Source organism: Cupriavidus sp. D39, from assembly GCF_026627925.1.
GTDB classification, from domain to species: Bacteria; Pseudomonadota; Gammaproteobacteria; order Burkholderiales; family Burkholderiaceae; genus Cupriavidus; species Cupriavidus ulmosensis.
Genome location: NZ_JAPNLE010000009.1, coordinates 5168297 through 5186981, shown reverse-complemented (window position 1 = coordinate 5186981; position 18685 = coordinate 5168297). Strand labels below are relative to the sequence as shown.

At 64.4% G+C, this 18685-nt stretch carries 11 protein-coding genes and 4 pseudogenes; 4 read left to right on the top strand and 11 right to left on the bottom strand.

The genetic code is table 11. From position 1 onward, the window contains the following. Positions 1-272 precede the first annotated feature (272 nt). A pseudogene (locus tag OMK73_RS38570) lies at positions 273-1001 on the bottom strand (alpha/beta hydrolase). 116 nt (positions 1002-1117) lie between these two features. Beyond that, entirely contained in the window at positions 1118-1840 is a 723-nt protein-coding gene (locus tag OMK73_RS36265; protein ID WP_267606226.1) for an alpha/beta hydrolase, read from the bottom strand. Between the two features lie 293 nt (positions 1841-2133). Between OMK73_RS36265 and OMK73_RS36260 the strand changes: the two genes are divergently transcribed. Next, on the top strand, positions 2134-3615 hold the full coding sequence (locus tag OMK73_RS36260) for a winged helix-turn-helix domain-containing tetratricopeptide repeat protein (protein ID WP_267606225.1): 1482 nt from the start codon (positions 2134-2136) through the stop codon (positions 3613-3615). 183 nt (positions 3616-3798) lie between these two features. Here the strand turns inward: OMK73_RS36260 and OMK73_RS36255 are convergent. The 5 genes and pseudogenes from OMK73_RS36255 to OMK73_RS36235 form a co-directional block, all read right to left on the bottom strand. Then, positions 3799-4913: pseudogene (locus OMK73_RS36255) on the bottom strand (porin). A gap of 105 nt (positions 4914-5018) precedes the next feature. Further along, positions 5019-6232, bottom strand: a pseudogene (gene mhpT / locus OMK73_RS36250) (3-(3-hydroxy-phenyl)propionate transporter MhpT). Positions 6233-6465: 233 nt separating this feature from the next. Continuing rightward, a complete protein-coding gene (locus OMK73_RS36245) occupies positions 6466-8328 on the bottom strand; it encodes a feruloyl-CoA synthase (protein WP_267606224.1) in 1863 nt (620 codons plus the stop codon). Positions 8329-8402: 74 nt separating this feature from the next. After that, a complete protein-coding gene (locus OMK73_RS36240) occupies positions 8403-9854 on the bottom strand; it encodes an aldehyde dehydrogenase (RefSeq protein WP_267606223.1) in 1452 nt (483 codons plus the stop codon). Positions 9855-9912: 58 nt separating this feature from the next. Continuing rightward, positions 9913-10745 (bottom strand): annotated as a pseudogene (locus OMK73_RS36235) (p-hydroxycinnamoyl CoA hydratase/lyase). A 136-nt stretch (positions 10746-10881) separates the two neighbouring features. Here OMK73_RS36235 and OMK73_RS36230 point away from each other — a divergent pair. Next, complete coding sequence (locus OMK73_RS36230) at positions 10882-11379, top strand: MarR family winged helix-turn-helix transcriptional regulator (RefSeq protein WP_267606222.1); 498 nt, start codon at positions 10882-10884, stop codon at positions 11377-11379. A gap of 52 nt (positions 11380-11431) precedes the next feature. On the opposite strand, the gene OMK73_RS36225 is transcribed toward OMK73_RS36230, so the two are convergent. Beyond that, entirely contained in the window at positions 11432-12874 is a 1443-nt protein-coding gene (locus OMK73_RS36225) for an aldehyde dehydrogenase family protein (protein WP_267606221.1), read from the bottom strand. A 100-nt stretch (positions 12875-12974) separates the two neighbouring features. Between OMK73_RS36225 and OMK73_RS36220 the strand changes: the two genes are divergently transcribed. Continuing rightward, positions 12975-13898 (top strand): LysR family transcriptional regulator, encoded by a 924-nt coding sequence (locus OMK73_RS36220; RefSeq protein WP_267606220.1) that lies wholly within the window; start codon positions 12975-12977, stop codon positions 13896-13898. A 7-nt stretch (positions 13899-13905) separates the two neighbouring features. Here OMK73_RS36220 and OMK73_RS36215 read toward each other — a convergent pair whose 3' ends face one another. Then, positions 13906-14646: an isochorismatase family protein gene (locus tag OMK73_RS36215; protein WP_267606219.1), complete on the bottom strand. Its 741-nt coding sequence runs from the start codon at positions 14644-14646 to the stop codon at positions 13906-13908. A 168-nt stretch (positions 14647-14814) separates the two neighbouring features. Here OMK73_RS36215 and OMK73_RS36210 point away from each other — a divergent pair, with 168 nt between their 5' ends. Further along, positions 14815-15723, top strand: coding sequence for a LysR substrate-binding domain-containing protein (locus OMK73_RS36210; protein WP_267606218.1), 909 nt, complete (start codon positions 14815-14817; stop codon positions 15721-15723). Between the two features lie 308 nt (positions 15724-16031). On the opposite strand, the gene OMK73_RS36205 is transcribed toward OMK73_RS36210, so the two are convergent. Both OMK73_RS36205 and OMK73_RS36200 read right to left on the bottom strand, forming a co-directional pair. Beyond that, positions 16032-17417: an 8-oxoguanine deaminase gene (locus OMK73_RS36205; RefSeq protein ID WP_267606217.1), complete on the bottom strand. Its 1386-nt coding sequence runs from the start codon at positions 17415-17417 to the stop codon at positions 16032-16034. A gap of 157 nt (positions 17418-17574) precedes the next feature. Further along, the gene (locus tag OMK73_RS36200; protein ID WP_267606216.1) at positions 17575-18483 is read right to left on the bottom strand and encodes a LysR substrate-binding domain-containing protein; all 909 of its coding nucleotides are present in this window, start codon (positions 18481-18483) and stop codon (positions 17575-17577) included. Positions 18484-18685: the final 202 nt, after the last annotated feature.

Sequence of the window (18685 nt, the reverse complement as noted above, 5' to 3'; positions counted from 1 at the left end):
GCAGTCGCCAGAATGCGATACAACGCCTGGCGCGAGATCCAAAGTTCAGCGGCCGCCGCCTTCGTCTCAGGTCACGCACCTCGCGGCGCCGCCATCTGCAACCAGGAGGAAGCCGACCGCGACACCCCGAAGCTGCCGGCCGTGCCAGCGCGTACGGTTCCTGTCCCTGGAGCGGCTGCTGGACCCTGTCATGCTGCCGCAAGAGACTTGCGTGGACGTGACTTGTAAGGCCCGCTTGGCAAAACGCCCTTCAAGGCTCAGCTCGAAGGGCGTCATGCGCTTTGCGCTGTGCCTAGTTTTTCGAAGTAGCGGCCCGCTCGATGAGGGCCGCGACAGCAGCAGGCTTCGACTCGTACTACGGCATGGCTCCCCGGAGTTTCAACCACCGTGGCGCCGGCGCGCTTGGACATCGCGCGCTGAGCGTCCGGTGGAATCATCTTGTCGTCTTTGGTGACCAGGTACCAGCTCGGCTTCGTACGCCAGGCAGCCGAGGCGACTTCACCAGCCAGAGCGTCCACGCCCCATGGCACCTGGGCGTTCGCCAGGAAGGCGGCACGTTCAGCTTTTACGTCGCCAGCGAAGGCCGCAGCGAACTTCGTCTTGTCCAGCATCAGGAAGCCATTGACCGGCGGCAGGATGGGGGCACCGGAGCGCCAGGAGGGGATTGGCGATCAGTTTTTGAACGGATTCGCCGTTGTCCGGGGCAAACGCCGCAATGTAGACCAGGCGCGAGACATTGGGGTCATTGCCGGCCTCCGTGATGACCACCCCCCGTACGAATGGCCCACCAGAACCACGGGGCCGTCTTGCGCGTCCACCACCGCTTTGGTGGCAGCCACGTCGGCCGCGAGCGACGTCGTGGGGTTTTGAACAATGCTGACATTGAGGCCTTTGGCCTTCAGGAGCTTGTATACCGATTCCCAGCCACCACCGTCGACGAAGCCGCCGTGGACGAGCACCACGTTGTTGACACGCTCGGCCGCGGCAGGGCTTGGCGCCATGACGCCGATGGCCAGTGACGTAAAGCCCAGCATGCCAAGAACGGTGCGCCAGGAGGAGAAAGAATTGGGTCGCATCTGATACCTCATTGATAAAGTGTGATGGAAGTGTGTGCTCGTCAGGCGTTACTGCTGTCCGAGGTCAATTGCACTGCGGAACTTGTGCTCCCGGAAACCGTGACCGCTTCGGCGGCCGCCTCGATCAGTTCGGCCACACCACCGGGCTGAGACATATAGATCACATGGCTTCCCTCGAGCTCGACGGCGGTGGAACCGGCACGCTCTGACATGGCGCGCTGAGCGTCGGGCGGGATCATTCGATCGTCTTTGGCGACCAGATACCAGCTCGGCTTCGTCTTCCAGGCCGCAACGGTGGCCGCGCCATTCAGTGCGTCCGGGCCCCACGGGATCTGGGAGTCGGCCATGAAGGCCGCCTTGGCAGGGTCGAGATCCGCCGCGAAGGCCTCGGCGAATTTCGTCTTGTCCAGCAGGAGAAACCCGTTCTGCTGCGGCAGGATCGGAGGAACCGGCGCGCCTGGCGCGGGATTGGCGATCAGCGTCGCGACGGACTCGCCAGCGTCCGGTGCAAACGCCGTGATATAGACCAGCCCCGCCACCTTGGCATGGTTGCCAGCCTCCGTGATGACCACCCCGCCATAGGAATGGCCGACCAGGATCACCGGCTTGTCCTGCGCGTCGATGGCGGCATGGGTCCCCGCCACGTCGCCGGCAAGCGATCGGGTGTCGTTCTGAACCACATTGACGTCGTAGCCGTCCCTCTTCAGGATCTTGTAGACGCCTTCCCAGCCGGAGCCATCCACGAAGCCGCCATGCACGAGCACGATGGCCGTCTGGCTCGCGACTGACGGCGCGGGCGATGGTAGGATTGTCATTTCGTCTGCCTCCCCTTTTTGTACGGCGGCCCGTTTTTCTGCGGCTGCCAAAATGGACCAAAGGGCCGCGGCGTGGAGCAGTATCGCGACAGCAAGCGCTGGAGTATTGAAGGGCTGCCGAATAATGTCCGAATAATTCCCAAAACCGTTGCAGCACGGAGTCATATGCAGGGACAGCGTTTCACCTTCGCGCCGTTCTTACTCAATCTCGACAACGGGACGCTGCAGCGGAAGGGGAGCGCGTGGCGGTTGGGCGCCGGGGCATCTTGCTGTTGGCCGCTCTGCTCAAGCGGCAGGGAGAGATTGTCACCAAAGCGGAGCTCATGGACGCGGCCTGGCCTGGGACCGTCGTCGAGGAGAGCAATCTTTCGGTCCAGATCGCTCTGCTGCGAAAGGCGGTTGGCCTCGCGCCCGATGGCGAGGTGTGGATCACCACCATTGCGCGCATTGGATATTGTTTTAAGGGCTCGATTACGACGTCCGAAGACGCTGTCGACCAGCCTTCACCAAAGCCGTCGCTGGCGATCCTCCCGTTCGCCAATCTCAGCAACGATACCGATCAGGACTTCTTCGCCGACGGGCTGGCCGACGAGATCATCACGACGTTATCGAAGTTCCCGGGCCTGATCGTGATCGCCCGAAGCTCCAGCTTTGCCTACAAGGGCAAGCCCATGGACGTGCGACGCATCGCCAGCGAGCTCGGCGCCCGCTACATCGTCGAAGGGAGTATTCGGAAGAGCGGCGACCGCATCCGCGTGGTCGCGCAATTGAGTGATGGGGTGAGCGGTAGCCATTTGTGGGCCGAACGATACGACCGGGAACTTCATGACATGTTCGCGGTGCAGGACGAGATCGCTCGAAAGATCGTTGCTGAGCTAAGCGCCGCGTTGAGCCCAGTTGAGGTCGCCCTATGCCCCGGCGTTGCATCCGGTGGAACGACGCATATGGAAGCCTACCAGTGCTTCCTGCGAGGCCGAGCGATGCAGCGGGGCGCGACGCAGAATGTCGCCGTCTTCGAGCGAACGAGCGACCTGTTCCGGCAGGCGATCGCGCTCGATCCCGACTATCCGGCCCCCTATGCGGCGCTAGGCATGGCCCTCGCCCATGCCTATTACAACCGCTGGACCGACGACCCCGAACGCTCGCTCGCCGAAGCCGAGGATCTGGTCGACAAAGCGATCGTGCGCGACCCGGGCGAGCCGTTCGCGCACGGCGTGGCCGCATTGGTCGCGATGTACCGGAAAGACTTTAGGCGCTGGGCTCTCGAAGTCGACGAAGCGCTCTCGCTCAACCCGAATTTCGCCCCAGCACTGTCTCTCCGGGCAACGCTGAATATCTATTCGGGGCACCCTCGGGTGGCGATTCGCGATCTGGAGCGGGCCATGCGGCTCGATCCCTATTTCACCCAGGGCTATCTGCACCATCTTGGCGTGGCCCATATCGTTGCCGGCGACTATGAAACAGCCGTAGCGATCCTGCGGGAGCGCATCCTCCTTGTCCCTCAGACAGACATGAGCCGGGCTTATCTCGCTTCGGCACTCGGGAACCTTGGATATCTCGACGAAGCGCGTGGCGTCTGGGACGAGCTCATCGCCATCAACCCGGCCTACTCGTTCGCCGATCGCATCGCCCGTATGCCCTTCAGGAATCCGGAGGATCTGGGCCGCATCGCGAAGGGTCTGGACAGAGCTGGATTGCTGACATCCTCCAACACGCTGCCCTGAGCATGGGCTATGCCGCGGTCGCGCGACGATAGGCAATCGGGGAACAAGTTCGTAGATCGCATGGCCGTCACCTGGGAGTCGGAGACCCGCCTCACCACGCTTCGCCAAGGCCGTTCCCACCAACGCCCGATATCGCTCGCTTTGATCACGCCCGCCTTAACCAGGCCCGGCATACAGCGCGCGTCAGAAGATATGCTTGACGCCCATCATGACACCGAACTGTGAGCCCCGGGTTGCGGATTACTTCCCGCCGCACCACTGCTGACAGATAGTGCAAGCTGACCGCCGTTGTTGATGTAGCCGGCTGTCGTGTAGACAGAGGTGCGCTTCGAGAAGGCATAGGTGCCGCGCAATGCGTACAGGATCGCCTTGTTGTCGCTGTTGTGAAACTTCAGGTAGTTGACCTGCCCTGCAAGGGTGAAGGCCGGGGTGATGTCGTAAGCGACACCGCCATACCAGAGTTCGCTGCGCGGCGTCGGGCTGCCCTCGTTGTCGCGCCGGATGACACCCAACCCGATTTTGGTCCTGTCCAGCAGCACGTAGCCATTGAGCGACAGGCGGTCATCTTTCAGGCCGCTGCTGGTGAGGCCGGCAAAGGCGCCAGGGCCGCCGCGCTGCGAATCGTAGGCCGCAGCCACACCCCAGGTCTTGGTGGCGTACTGGATCAGTGCGGACCACTCCCGACAGGCAGATTTGTCCCTAGGGTTCTCCCCCGCGCAGTTGGTGCCGACCGGGCTGGGCCCGGCGTTGACCGTATCGCGACCGAAACTGTAGGTGGCACCCACGGTCAGCCCGCCGAACGTGCCTTTGTATGAAACTGCATTGTCGGCCCGCGCGTTCGGTATATAGCTGTCGAGGGATCCCGTTCCATAGACCTGAGGGCCGAGGATGTCGGGATCGAGCATTGCCCAGAACAGCATGGTGTACTGTCGTCCCAGCGCGATCTGGCCCCAGTCCCCTGACAGGCCGACCAGGGCCTGCCGTCCGAAAAGCCGGCCACCCTGCCCCGAAGTGCCCGCGTCGGGCGCAAAGCCGGACTCCAGGACAAAGACGCTTTTCAGCCCGCCGCCCAAGTCTTCCGTGCCGCGCAGACCCCACCGCGACGGCACGGTACCGGTGACATTGGGTATTCGCACCACGCTTTGCTTGGCCGCGCCGATGTTGCTGACATACTCGACGCCCGTATCGACCACGCCGTAAAGCGTGACCGACTGTGCCGACGCCACGGTCGGCAATGCCGACAATGCCAACGCCGCCAACACAATGCGCGCGCTGCATGCCTTCTGCTCGTTCTTCATGGTCCCGCTTCTCCTCTTTCCCGCGAGTGGATGATTCTTTTTGTTGGGATCGGGTCATCCGGCTCTTGCCCGGCGACCCTCAAGTCGTGCTGTTCTCCGGCGTAGTCAGTCCTTTGCAGCGGGACGCCGCAACAGCACGAGCGCAGCAAGGGCGGCGATGATAGTGATGGGAATGCTGGCGCCGATGATGGTTGCCGAACTCTTCCCCATCGACAGCAACTGCCCCGCGAGCATGGGCCCCGCAATCGAGCCAAGACGGCCCACCGCTACGGCGGCGCCGACACCGGTACCGCGTACGGCCATCGGGTAGTAGGCAGCGGCCAGCGCATACAGCACGGACTGGGCGCCGATGACGAAGAGGCCTGCCATAAACGCACCCATCGCCATCCAGTTCATCCCCGACGCCCCGGCCAGGGTAGCCAGCGCGACGATGACCCCCACGTACATACCCGAGACCACCGCGGCAGGGCGGCCACGGTCCATCAGCATGCCGATGCACAGGGCGCCCGAGCCGCCGCCGATGTTGAACAGGATCTGCACCCATCCGGCCTGTGCGCGCGTCAGGCCGTTGGAGACCATTAGCGAAGGCAGCCAATTCAGCAGGAAATAGAGAACGATCAGCGTGAAGAAATAACTGATCCAGATGCAGAATGTCGCCGTGGCACGCCGCTCGCCAAACAACGCCCAGCTCACGGGTGGGGCTTGATGGCGTCGCCCGCGGGCCGGTCGAATCGCCGCGACTCCTGCAGCATCAATAGCAGCGGAATGACCACCAATGGGCCGAATCCGCCCACATAGAAGATATGGCGCCAGCCGGTATCGCTGGCAAACACAATGGCGATGATGGCCGCGATGGCGCCGCCGAACGGAATGCCGCAGTACATGATGCTGACGGCGGTGTTCCGCAGCCGTGATGGCGCGGCCTCGGAGCAAATGGCGATCAGGTTCGGCATGGCACCGCCCAACCCGATGCCGGTCGCAACACGGATCGCAAGCAGGCTCCAGAAGTCCCAGGCTTGCGCGGTAGCGATCGAGAAGATCCCGAACAGCGCGGTCGCCACGATCAGGACTTTCTTGCGGCCGATCCGGTCGGCCAAGCGGCCGCCGAGCATGGCGCCCGGCAAGAGCCCGAACGTGCCGGCGCTGAAGGCCAGTCCCATCTGGCCAACGGAGAGCCCGAACTCGCGCGCCATGCGCGGCGCGGCCACGCCAATCGATTGCAGGTCCAGCCCTTCCAGAAGTGCGACCACGAAACACAGGCCGAGTGTTAGCGCAACGCCGGAAGTCGCTTCGGCGCGTACAGTGGTTGACGCTTGCATGATTACTCCCCTTTTCGAAACAGTCAGTCACCCGGCCACGTCTGTAACGAGGCCGGGCGGCGTTTGCGCCGGCTTTCAGCTACAGCGAAAGCGAGACGAGCGCTACCGCGGTGGCCAGCACGGCGCCACCGGCAAACATTGGCTTCATGGAATGTCTCCAGTTTTTGGAAAGGCCTGCAGTTCTCTGCTGCTTAAGGCTAGGAAGCGACGAAGCGAAAGGGGCGTCGCTTCGTCTATATCGTGATCACGTCTTCAGAAACGGTGCCGTAGAGGGCGTCGACAAGTGCGGCGCGGTGGGTTAGCACTGCCCGCTGATTTAGCGTGCCCTTGTCTGTCATTTCGCCGCGATCCAGCGAGGGCGGCTCGTCGAGCAGGAGCAGGCGGGCAACGCGTGATGCGCTACCTGTCGCGCTCTCGTTAAGGATCGTCAACATCTGGCTGAAGGCAGACCTGACCGCTGGCGCCGCGAGTACCTCGCGATGACTGGCCGACGGCGCCAGCCCGGAAAGGCGGCGGCAATCCTCCATGCGCGGAAAGACCAGCAAGCCGATGTCGTCGCGATCCATGCCGGCGATGGCCACGTCCTGGACGTACGGCGCTCCCGCGGCAAGCACGCGCGCGCGCAGCGGCCCGACGCTGACGAACGTGCCTGAGCTGAGCTTGAAGTCTTCCGCGATACGGCCGTCGAACATGAATCCGAGTTCCGGCTGCTCCGCATCGACAAACTTCAGCGCGTCGCCGCTGCAATAGAAGCCTTCCTCGTCGAAGACCGGCTGTGCCGGTGTTTCCGCCATCCGCCAGTAGCCCTTCATGACGTGGGGACCACGAAAGCGGGCTTCGAGCTTGCCGTTGACGGGCACCAGCTTGACTTCGCATCCCGGCGCCGGCGTGCCGACATAGCCTGCGCGCATGATGGGGACCGTGGTGAACAGGCAGCATGGCGATGTCTCGGTCATGCCAAGCCCGGCCATGATGCGGATGCGCTCTGCGCAATGCGCTTGCGTCACGCGCTCCAGCCGGTCCCAGGCCTGTTGCGAAAGCCCGGCGCCGCCGAAGAAGTAGATCCGGACGCGCGAGAAGAACCTCTCCCGCAACGCCGCATCGCGCTCCAGCGCGAGGCCGAGCTCTTCCCACCCCTTTGGCACATTGAAGTAAGCGGTCGGGGAGATCTCGCGCAAGTTGCGCAGCGTTTCCTCGAACTTGCCCGGCGCCGGTTTGCCGTCATCGATGTAAAGGGTGCCACCGTTGTACAGCACGATGCCGAAGTTATGGCTGCTGCCAAACGTATGGTTCCAGGGGAGCCAGTCGACCAGTACCGGCGGCTCGATCGTGAAGTCGGGAATGGCTTGCCGCAGCATCTGCTGGTTGCTGCAGAGCATCCGATGCGTGGTCGGGACGGCCTTGGGCTGGCGCGTCGAGCCCGACGTGAACAGGAACTTCACCAGCGTCTCGGGCCCAACGGCGGCTTGTGCGTCATCCACATTGGTTAGCTGCGTCCGGACCAACGCGTCAAACGCCGTGGCCGTGCGCCCGGGCAAGCTTCCATCGCGCGTCACTACCTCCATATCGGCTGGCACCACGGCGCCGATTGCCCGCGCGAACATCGCGCCGTCCGCTGCGTACACGAGGCCGGGCGTCAGCACCTCGAACACATGGCGCAGCTTGCCGTAGTCGGTCGACACCAGCGAGTAAGGCGGCGACACCGAAGAGAAAGGAATGCCGGCCCACATCGCGCCAAGCGATAAATGCAGGTGCTCGAGGTCATTGCCCGACAGGATCGCTAGCGGGCGCTGCGCGCAAAGCCCACGGTCGAGCAGCGCCTGGCCGATCGCACGGGCACGGGCCAGCATCTCGCGATACGTGATCTCGATCCAGTTGCCCTGCGCGCCGCGCTGAGCTACAAGCACCCGGTCGGGATGCCGCTCGGCACCGGCGGCGAGGCAATCGGTCATCCGGCCGGGGTAGTCCGCCAGTGCTTCGGCGGATGTGATGCGCCAGACGTCTCCATCCTTGTGGCAAATCGCTGTGGCGGTGCTGACGGCGACGGTGCGGTAGCGCGGAGCCGATTCCTGAATAGTCGAGGCGATTGCATTCACGCCGTGTCTCCCATTATTCCCCGCCTGCCCTGGGCCAGGCAGGCGGTCATTGCGGGCCGTAGCGGCCCTTGACTTCAGATTGGATAGTGGCGCGGTGCATTCTGCACCGTTATCCAGCGAAGATCCGTAAACTCCGCGACAGACGCCTTGCTGCCGAAACGGCCATAGCCGCTGCCCTTCACACCGCCGAACGGCATCTGCGCTTCATCATGCACGGTGGGGCCGTTGATATGGCATATGCCGGACTCGATCCGCTGCGCGACCAGCAAGGCACGCGAGATGTCACGGCTGAACACGGCCGCGGACAGGCCATACTCACTGTCATTGGCCATGGCGACTGCCTCATCGTCATCCTTCACACGGGCGACGGTCACCACGGGGCCGAAGGACTCGTCGCGATACAGCTTCATGCCGGGCGTGATGCCGTCCACGATCACCGGCTGGAGGATCGCGCCGTCGCTGTGCAAGCCAAGCGGCAGGCTGGCGCCTTGCGTTCGTGCGTCTTCGACGAGCGCCGCAATCTTCCGCACGGCCTGCTCGCTGACCATCGCGCCCAGCACGCTGCCGGCATCGGTCGGATCGCCGGCGCGCAATGTGCGCGCCTTGGCCACGAGTTTTTCGACGAAATCGTCTGCGATCGCCTCGTGCACGATCGCACGTTCCGTCGACATGCAGATCTGGCCCTGGTTGAAGAAGGCGCCAAAGGCCACGGCTTCCACCGCAGCGTCCAGGTCGGCGTCCTCGAGCACGACTACCGGCGCCTTGCCGCCCAACTCCAGCAGCGCGGGCTTGAGATGGCGCGCTGCATGCTGGGCAATGATGCGGCCGACGTGGGTGGAACCGGTAAAGTTCACGCGCCGCACGGCAGGCTGCGCGATCAGGTGCTCCACCACCGCAGCGGCATCCTCCGGCGCATTCGTCACCACATTGACCACGCCGTCGCCGAGGCCGGCTTCCTGCAGCACGGTGCCGATAAGCCGGTGGACACCGGGACACGACTCCGAAGCCTTCAGGATGACCGTGTTGCCGCAGGCCAGCGGCATGGCCAATGCACGTGTGCCCAGGATAACCGGGGCATTCCATGGCGCAATGCCGAGCACGACGCCGCACGGCTGGCGCACGGCCATCGCCAGATTGCCTGGCAAGTTGGTCGGTATGATGCTGCCGTCGATCTGGGTGGTCATCGCCGCGGCCTCGCGGAGCATGTTCGCCGCCAGCGTGACGTTGAACCCATACCAGTTGGCCATGCCACCCGTTTCGGCGGCGCCGATACGGACGAATTCGTCGATGCGCGCGTCCATCAGATCGGCGGCCTTCAACAGGCGCTGGCGGCGCTCGCCGGGGGCCAGTGCCGCCCAGCGGGGAAACGCATCCGCGGCCGCCTGCACGGCGCGCGTAGCATCGGCCAGGCTTGCAGCAGGCGCGCGGGAGGCCGGCGCGCCGGTGACGGGATTGCGACGCTCAAACGTCTTGCCGCTCTCGGCCGCACACGGCTGGCCGTCGATCAGCATGGTGACTTCATGCATGGGTATGTCTCCTCGTTCTGCTCGCCCGGGGCGATATGGCGCCCCAGGTACCGCGTCTTCAGTCGCGCTTGTAGGTCTGCAGGCCGGGCTTGATCGATTTGTCGTCGAGAAACTGCTTGAGGCCTTGCTCGCGTCCGTGCTCCGGATCGCGCAGTTGTGCCTGGTCAAGCTTCGCGTAGAGGTAGTCCTCGTTCTGCTCCCACGTCAGCTCGCGGCAGCGCTTGAAGCCGTGCTTGGCCGCACGCAGCACCACAGGGTTCTTTTCCAGCAGTTTGCCGGCCAGCGCGGTCGTACGCTCGCGCAGTTTCGCCTTGGGCACGCTTTCGTTGACCAGGCCCATGGCAGCGGCTTCCACGCCGGTGAATGTGTCGCCCGTCATGATGTAGTGCAGCGCCTTGCGATGGCCAACCGTATCGGCCATCGCCTTGCTCACGAGATTTCCCGGCGGGATGCCCCAGTTGATCTCGGACAGCCCGAAAACGGCGTCGTCCGCGGCAATCGCCAGATCGCAGGCAACCAGCGGGGAAAACCGCCGCCGAAACACCAGCCATTGACCATGGCGATAGTCGGCTTGGCATACATGCGCAACAGCTTCCATTGCCACTGGCAGGCATCGCGACGGATCTTTTCTTGCAGGATCTCCGGGCCCGCGTCGACTTCGCGGAAGTACTCCTTCAGGTCCATGCCGGCTGTCCACGCATCACCGGCACCGGTCAGCACCAGCACTTTCGCATCGGCATCGAGTTCGAGCGTTTCCAACACCTGCACCATCTCGGCGTTCAGCGTGGGGCTCATCGCGTTGCGTTTTTCCGGGCGATTGAACGTCACCCAGGCAATACCCTGCTCGACCTTCACATCGACAGTCTTCCAGCGTCCTTCGTAGTTGCTCATTTCAGTGGCTCCTCAATCAGTGGCGGGCTAACGAGTTGCCAATATAGTATCAGGTAGCCTGATACGACAAGTAGATTATCATTGTCGCGCGTAAACCCCTAACCGCAGTCCACGCCGACGAGGATCGAGCATCACAATGGCATCTCAGACAAGACAAAGCGCCAAGGCAAAAGCGCATGCAACCCCTGGCGGGGAGGTGGAAAAGGCCGGTGTGCCGCCAGCGCCGATACGTATCCCCTATCTCATCGGCCGCACCGACCGCGTGGTAAAGCGCCGCTTGAGCGAAGCCCTGGCGCCCCACGGCCTGACGTTGCCGTTGTTCACCGCGATGTCGGTCTTGCACGCACGCGGCAGCCTGTCCAACGCGCAACTGGCAGAGCGCTCATTCATGTCGCCGCAGTCGGCGAACGAGATCGTCAAAACAATGCAGGCGAAAGGCTGGTTGATTCGTGAGCCGGACCCGCTGCATGGCCGTATCGTCAAGCTGAGCCTGACCGACAGCGCGCGGGCGCTGCTAGCGAGCTGCGACGAAACGATGAAGCGACTGGAAGGAGAGATGCTGGACGGGATTGCCGCTGAGCACGTGGCGCTGCTGCAGCAGCTTCTTACGCAGTGTGCGCGGAACCTGCGCTAGGGCATTGCATAGCGTGGAAGCGCGCACTGTAGGCCACCAATGTGTACCGCTGCTAACAGGCCTTGGCGATCCTTGCCGATACAGCGAGAACGGCCTTCGGCTCGAGAAAAGCCTCGAGCCCGAACGTGCCGTATTCGCGGCCGATACCAGATTGCTTGAAGCCGCCGAATGGCGCGGCCGGTTCGTGTGCCAGCGTGTTGACTAGTACTCGGCCCGCTTCGATTCGCCGTGCGAGCTCGCGCGCACGCTGGTCATCCGCCGAAAACACGTACGCTTGCAAGCCGTAATCGGTGTCGTTGGCGATAGCAACCGCATCTTCAGTATCGCGGTACGTGATAATCGACAGCACAGGACCGAAGATCTCTTCGCGGGCAATCGCCATGTCGTTGGCCACATCGCTGAAGACGGTCGGACGCACGAACCATCCTGCGTCGATGCCATCTGGCCGGCCTTCGCCTCCCGCAATCAGACGTGCACCTGAGTCGATACCGATCCGGATATAGCGCTGCACGCGTTCCCACTGCTTCTGGCTGACCATTGGGCCGACAGTCGTGCGCGGATCGCGCGGATCGCCTGCCTGCGTGCGTGCAACTTCTTCCTGCACCCGCGCTTCGAATTCCGCGAGCCGCTGCTGCGGCACCAGAATACGCGTGCCCGCGATGCACGCCTGTCCGCTGTTCATGAAGCCGGCCTGAATCACGAGCGGTACCACCTCGTCGAAGTTCGCGTCGTCGAGCACGAGCACCGGCGACTTGCCGCCAAGTTCGAGCGTCACGCGCTTCAACGTCTCGGCACCCGCGCGCAGAATCGTCTTGCCGACCGCGGTCGAACCGGTGAACGACAGCTTTGCGACGTCCGGGTGCGAACTGATCTGCGCGCCGACCGTTTCGCCGCGTCCCGTCACGATGTTGAACACGCCCGGCGGCAAGCCGGCTTCGTGCAACGCTTCGGTGACGATGCGAGTCTGGATCGCGCTCATCTCGCTTGGCTTGATGACGGCCGTGCAGCCCGCAGCCAGCGCGGCGGCGAGCTTGCCGCAGATGAAGCCCGCGTTACTGTTCCACGGCGTAATCAGACCGGCGACACCTAGCGGCTGCATCACGACCTCAGCAGTGCCTGCGCGATGCGTGAACGCATAGTCCTGCAGCACCTTGGCCGCTTCGAGCAGCACATTGCTCGCGTGCTGCGCCATCCAGCGACCGCGCGATACGGGCGCTCCATACTCCTCCGTGATCGCTTCGTACAACTCGTCCTCCTTGGCGACGACGGCTTCGTGCATGCGCTTGAGCATGTCGATGCGCTCGCGCTTGTTGGTGCGGGAGAACGCGGGAAACGCGCGCTTTGCGGCGGCGATCGCATCGCGCGCGTCTTGCGCATCGGCGAGACGCGCGCGCCCGATTACCTGCTCGGTCGCCGGATTGTAGAGGTTGAACAGTTCGTCGCCGTGCGGTGTAACGAACGCGCCGTCGATATAGATTTTGTCGATGATCTGCATGGCTGCTCCCAGAAGACGTTCCAGACGACTAAAGATAGGTCCGATGCATTGCGCTGACTAGTCGTACAATATTGCATGCGTCATTGAACAAATTAGGACAATGAAGACATCGGGCTTGGGCGAACTGGAGGCGGTGCTGGCCGTCGCGCGTCATCGCAGCTTTCGCGCGGCCGCGACGGACCTGGGCATGTCAACGTCTGCGCTCAGCCATGCGGTGGCGGCGCTCGAAGCGCGTATCGGCGTACGGCTTTTCAATCGGACGACGCGCAGCGTGTCGCTGTCGGAAGCCGGCGCGCAGTTCGTCGACAGCGTCGCGCCCGCACTCTCCACGATCCGCGTCGCGATCGAACAGGCCGGCAGCTTCCGTGACACGCCGTCGGGCACGCTGCGCATCAATGCGTCAGCCGGCGCGGCCAGGCAGGTGATGCCGCTCTTCATCGCATTCCTGCAGCGCTATCCGGAGATGAGGCTCGACCTTGTCACCGAAGGACGCCTGATCGATATCGTCGTCGAAGGCTTCGATGCTGGCATTCGGCTGACCGATACGGTGCCGCAGGAAATGATCGCGGTGCCGTTCGGTGACAGGCAGCGCTTTGCCGTGGTCGGCAGTCCAGCCTATTTTGCGCAGCAAAAGCCGCCGCGCACGCCCGCCGATCTGAACGCACACCGCTGCATCCGGTCACGCATGCCGAGCGGCGCGATATATCAGTGGGAGTTCGAGCGGCACGGCGAAACGTTGCGTATCGACGGCAAAGGCGCGCTGACGCTCGACGAGCCGGGCCTGATGCTGGCGGCGGCGCGTGCCGGTCTCGGTCTTGCGTATCTGACCGAATGGAACGTCGCCGCGGATCTGGAAGCTGGCACGCTGGTTCGCGTGCTGGACGATTGGACACCCCCGCTCGACGGCCTCTGTCTATACTATCCGGGCCGCCGCCACGTGCCGGCCGGACTGCGCGCGCTGATCGACATGATCCGCGAACACGCCGACGCGCGGCGGGCCCGCCGTCAGCGTACGTCCAGTTGACACCGGCTCAGCCGCGCGAGAAGTACTGCTTCAGGCCGTACACGAGGCCGCCGAAGGGCATGCCGAGCGCGGCGTAGACGGCGTCGGCTTCCGGTGCGGCGTTGTCGGCCAGGATCTCGACGGCGACGTTCGAGTAACCGACGGGGATCACGCCGGCCTGCTGCATGCGCGCCACGCCCATCTCAACCTGAGTCTTGGTGAAGCCCCCGGAAGCATCGATCACTGCGTAGCTGTTGTAGCCGTCGGCGATTGCCGAGATCGCCGGGAAGGCGAGGCAAACGTCGGTCGAGATGCCGGTGACAATCAGCTTCTTGCGCCCGGTCGCCTTGACCGCATCGACGACGCGGCGCTCGTCCCAGGCGTTGACGGTGGTGCGCTCGATGCGCTTCACGCCGGGGAGCGCTTCCGCGAGTTCGGGGATCAACGGACCCCACATCTTTTCGGTCGTCGTGGTGACGATGACCGGCACCTTCAGCGCCAGCGCTGCCTTGGCCAGGCCGACGACGTTGTGCTTGAGCTCCAGCGTTTCGATGTCGCGCACGCCGGTGTAGAGGCCGACCTGATGGTCGACCAGCAGCAGGACGGCGTTGTCGCGGGTGAGGCGTTCATAGAGATGGGGCGAGTTCATGGCAAGGGTTTCCTTGGTGGGCTGGGGCGTGGGTATCGCCGCGGTGGCGGCGGCACTGGCACCGAGCGCGGCCACAGCAACTGCGGCGTTGGACTGGTTCAGAAACTGGCGACGGTTCATCTTTGGCTCCTGTCGCCGGCGCATTGATGGATCGCGTATCGGCTTGGAACGAAATCTAGTATTGGGACAATCGAAGAACAATCTGTCAGAATGGGAACAATCGTCCATGAAATGGGACGATCAGCCGGGGCGCGGCGCCGGTACCGCCAAGGACACCTGGGTCCGACGATGCTCGATCTGAACGATGTCTACTACTACGCCAAAGTGGTCGAGCACCGCGGCATCACGGCCGCTGCTCGGGCGCTCGACGTGCCAAAGTCCAGCATCAGCCGGCGCATTCTCGCACTGGAGGCGTCGCTGGGCGCGCGACTGATCCAGCGCACGTCACGGAAATTCGTCGTGACGGAAATAGGCGCGGAGTTCCATCGCCACGCGCTGGCCATGCTGGTTGAAGCCGAGGCGGCGGAAAGCGTCGTGCGGCGTCGCACCGCCGAACCGAGCGGCACCATCCGATTCACCTGTTCGGTCGCGTTCGCCCAACTGGCCCTGGCCGAACTGATGCCACGGTTCATGGCGGCTTATCCGCGCGTGCGCATCGTGCAGCACGCAACGAATCGCCACGTGGATCCTGTGCAAGAAGGCTTCGACCTCTGCCTGCGAGCACATACCGAGGCGCTGCCCAGTTCGTCCTTGGTGCAGCGCCACTTGGCTCAGATCCCCTGGTACCTGTTCGCGGGCCCAAGCTATCTCGCCCGCAAGGGCACGCCCGGTGAGCCAAATGCACTCTCAGAGCATGACGGTATCGCGCTCGCTGGTGCGCAGGAAAGCTATGCATGGCGCCTGAGCGATGTGCGCGATGCCGATCAGGTTGTTACGGTTCCGTTCACGCCGAGTCTTCAGAGCGATGACATGGCAACGCTGAAGGCCGCCGCCTGCGCGGGTCTGGGCATCGTGGCCCTGCCCGGTTACGTGGGCCGCGGCGAGGTTGAGCGGGGCCAGTTGGTCCGTGTTTTGCCTCAGTGGATAGCGGGCGTCGCGACGATAAGTCTGCTGATGCCGTCTCGCCGTGGCCTGCTTCCTTCGGTGCGCGCGTTCACCGAGTTTCTCTCGGCGCACGTGCCAACAGCGGTTCAATGAGCCGTGTCCAACCAGACTTGACCGCACTTGCGCACGGCAGCTTTCGAGAATGAGGTAGGGGTGAAGGTCAGTGACCGGAGTTGGCCCGAACTCAGCCTTCGGAGCGATCCCTGATACCGCCCCCCGGCCGCCTCGACTCTCCCATCCCGCAATTCGGCGAAGAACCCGAAAAAAGCCCGCGATCGATGGCGGGCTGGGGAAGGGTCAGGGGCGTTCAGGGAACGACCCGGGGCTAGTGTGAATACATTGCAAACATGACGCGACCCCACTCGAGAGGGGTCGCACGCGCGGCGTATTCGGTCATTGCCTCAAGCTTGTCTCGCGCGCTCGAACAATTCACGCGCGAGCCCGCGATGCTGTGCAAGGACGCGCGGCAACTCCACCGTCTGCAACTCCCCATCGCGCACCACCACCTTGCCGTTGATCACGCTGGTGGCGACATTGCCCGGCGTGCAGAACACCAGCGCCGCCACCGGGTCGTGGCCCGCGCCGGCATAGCCCACCTGCTCCATGTCGAAGGACACGAAATCGGCCGACATGCCAGGTGCCAGCGCGCCGATATCGTCGCGGCCCAGCACGCGCGCGCCGCCCAGCGTAGCAATCTCCAGCGCCTCGCGCGCGCTCATGGCGGCGGGCCCGTAACCCACGCGCTGCAGCAGCATGGCCTGGCGCACCTCCCCCAGCACATGCGCGCCATCGTTCGACGCGCTGCCATCCACGCCCAGGCCGACCGGCACGCCGGCATCGCGCATTGTGCGCACCGGCGCAATGCCCGACGCCAGGCGCATGTTCGAGCAAGGGCAATGGGCAACGCCCGTGCCGGTGCGGGCAAACAGCGCGATGCCTTCATCGTCCAGCTTGACGCAGTGGGCGTGCCATACGTCGGGGCCGACCCAGCCGAGTTCCTCGGCGTACTGGGCCGGCGTGAGGCCGAACTTCTCGCGCGAGTAGGCGATGTCGTTATCGTTCTCGGCCAGGTGGGTGTGCATCGACACGCCATAGTTGCGCGCCAGCAGCGCCGACTCGCGCATCAGGTCGCGCGAGACGGAAAACGGCGAGCACGGCGCCACCACCACGCGCAGCATGGCGTGGCGCGAAGCGTCGTGGTACTGCTCGATCAGCCGCTGGCTGTCTTTCAGGATGGCGTGCTCCTCCTCCACCACCGAATCGGGCGGCAGGCCACCCTTGCTGCGGCCCACGCTCATCGATCCGCGCGCGGCATGAAAACGCATGCCCATTGCTGCCGCGGCGGCAATGGAATCGTCCAGGCGCGAGCCGTTGGGATACAGGTACAGGTGATCGCTGGTGGTGGTGCAGCCGGACAGCATCAACTCGGCCATCGCGGTGCGGGTCGACACATCGATCATTTCCGGCGTCAGGTGCGACCACAACATATAGAGGTTGGTGAGCCACGTGAACAGCTCGACGTCCTGCGCCGCCGGCACGGCGCGGGTCAGGCTCTGGTACATGTGGTGGTGCGTGTTGACCAGCCCGGGGATCACCACCTTGCCACGCATGTCGATCACCTCGGCACTGCCCTCGTCGATCAGCCGGCGGTATTGCGGCGGCAGCTCGGCGGTGGCGCCTACCCATTCGATCATCGGGCCTTGCGCCACCAGCGCGCCGCCCGGAATCTCGCGGCGTTGCGCATCCATGGTCACCAGGATGTCGGCATTGATAAGGATGAGGGTCATGGCAGGGTCTTCGGGTGGGCAGCGCAAGGGAGTGGACACGGGGCCGGCGCATCATGCGGCCCGGCCCAGACAGTCTAAGACGCCAGCGGGCCTTGGCAAAGCATCGATTTCCACCGACGGTGTGCGCAAAAACAGCACAACCGAGCGCACTGCGCCGCTAACGCACCGCCGCAAACAGTGCCACCAGGCCCTCGCCAATCCGCTCCGCCATCAGTTCCGCCGCGGCGCTCAGCGGATTGCGCGCGCGCGCAACCAGCCGCAGCGTCTGGCACGGCAACTGGCCGTCGCGCAGTGGTACCCAGGCCAGCGCCCCGCGCTCCCGCTCCTCCAGCACGTCGAGCGGATTCAAGAAAGCAATGCCGGCGCCAAGCATGACCAGGCGGCGCATCAGCGCGGTCGAGCTGGTCTCGGTCACCGGCAACACCTCGATCGCGGCTCGCGCGAAGGCCTCATCGAGGATGGCGCGAATCGACATCGACGGCGCGGGCAGGATCACCGGGCAGGCCAGGCACTCGCTGAGCAGTGTCGACGGGAGCGCGGCCAGCGCGTGCCCGGGCGCCACCACCGCGCCGATATGCCAGTCGTTGCTGGCCAGGATGCGGAAGGCGGCGATATCGGGCAGGTCGTAGGCAAGGCCAAGGTCGACGTCGCCGCGCTCCACGGCGCTGACAATATCGGCCACGGGCAGATCCAGCAGGCGCACCAGGATGCCCGGATACTGCTGGCGGAATGCATGCACCAGCGACGGCATCAGCGAGCCGGCCAGGCCGGCCGTGGTAGCCACGGTGACTTCGCCCTGGCGCACGCCCTTCACGGCCTCGATACGGCTGCGCAGCAGTGCGTGCTCGCGCAGCGTCTGGCGCACGTGCGCCAGCACCATCTCGCCCAGCGGGGTCAGGCGCAGGCGCTTGTTGATGCGCTCGAACAAGGGCGCGCCCAGTTCCGTCTCCAGGTCCAGGATCTGCCGGTTGATCGCGCTCGGCGCCACGTGCAGATGCAGCGCGGCCTGGCGGATCGATCCGCGGCTCACCACCTCGTCGAGGTAGCGCAGGACTCTGGCATGCATGACGGACTCCGGATTCTGGCGTTGGATTCAGCGCGGCAGCGGCATCCCGCGCCTGGGAAGACGAGCGCATTGTAGCCGCTGGCCAGGCGCACGAAATCCGTGTTGCGCTGACAGTCTTTCCAGGCGGCATGGAGTACGCTGACATCAGTTGCCAGCCGATGGTGGCCGGCCCGCCTCGATATCCTGCCAGCGCTCGGCGCTC

Coding starts and splice junctions, on each gene's coding strand:
- OMK73_RS36240 (WP_267606223.1), bottom strand. CDS start 9,854: ATGCATGAAGTCACCATGCTGATCGACGGCCAGCCGTGTGCGGCCGAG.
- OMK73_RS36230 (WP_267606222.1), top strand. CDS start 10,882: ATGGCATCTCAGACAAGACAAAGCGCCAAGGCAAAAGCGCATGCAACC.
- OMK73_RS36225 (WP_267606221.1), bottom strand. CDS start 12,874: ATGCAGATCATCGACAAAATCTATATCGACGGCGCGTTCGTTACACCG.
- OMK73_RS36220 (WP_267606220.1), top strand. CDS start 12,975: ATGAAGACATCGGGCTTGGGCGAACTGGAGGCGGTGCTGGCCGTCGCG.
- OMK73_RS36215 (WP_267606219.1), bottom strand. CDS start 14,646: ATGAACCGTCGCCAGTTTCTGAACCAGTCCAACGCCGCAGTTGCTGTG.
- OMK73_RS36210 (WP_267606218.1), top strand. CDS start 14,815: ATGCTCGATCTGAACGATGTCTACTACTACGCCAAAGTGGTCGAGCAC.
- OMK73_RS36205 (WP_267606217.1), bottom strand. CDS start 17,417: ATGACCCTCATCCTTATCAATGCCGACATCCTGGTGACCATGGATGCG.
- OMK73_RS36200 (WP_267606216.1), bottom strand. CDS start 18,483: ATGCATGCCAGAGTCCTGCGCTACCTCGACGAGGTGGTGAGCCGCGGA.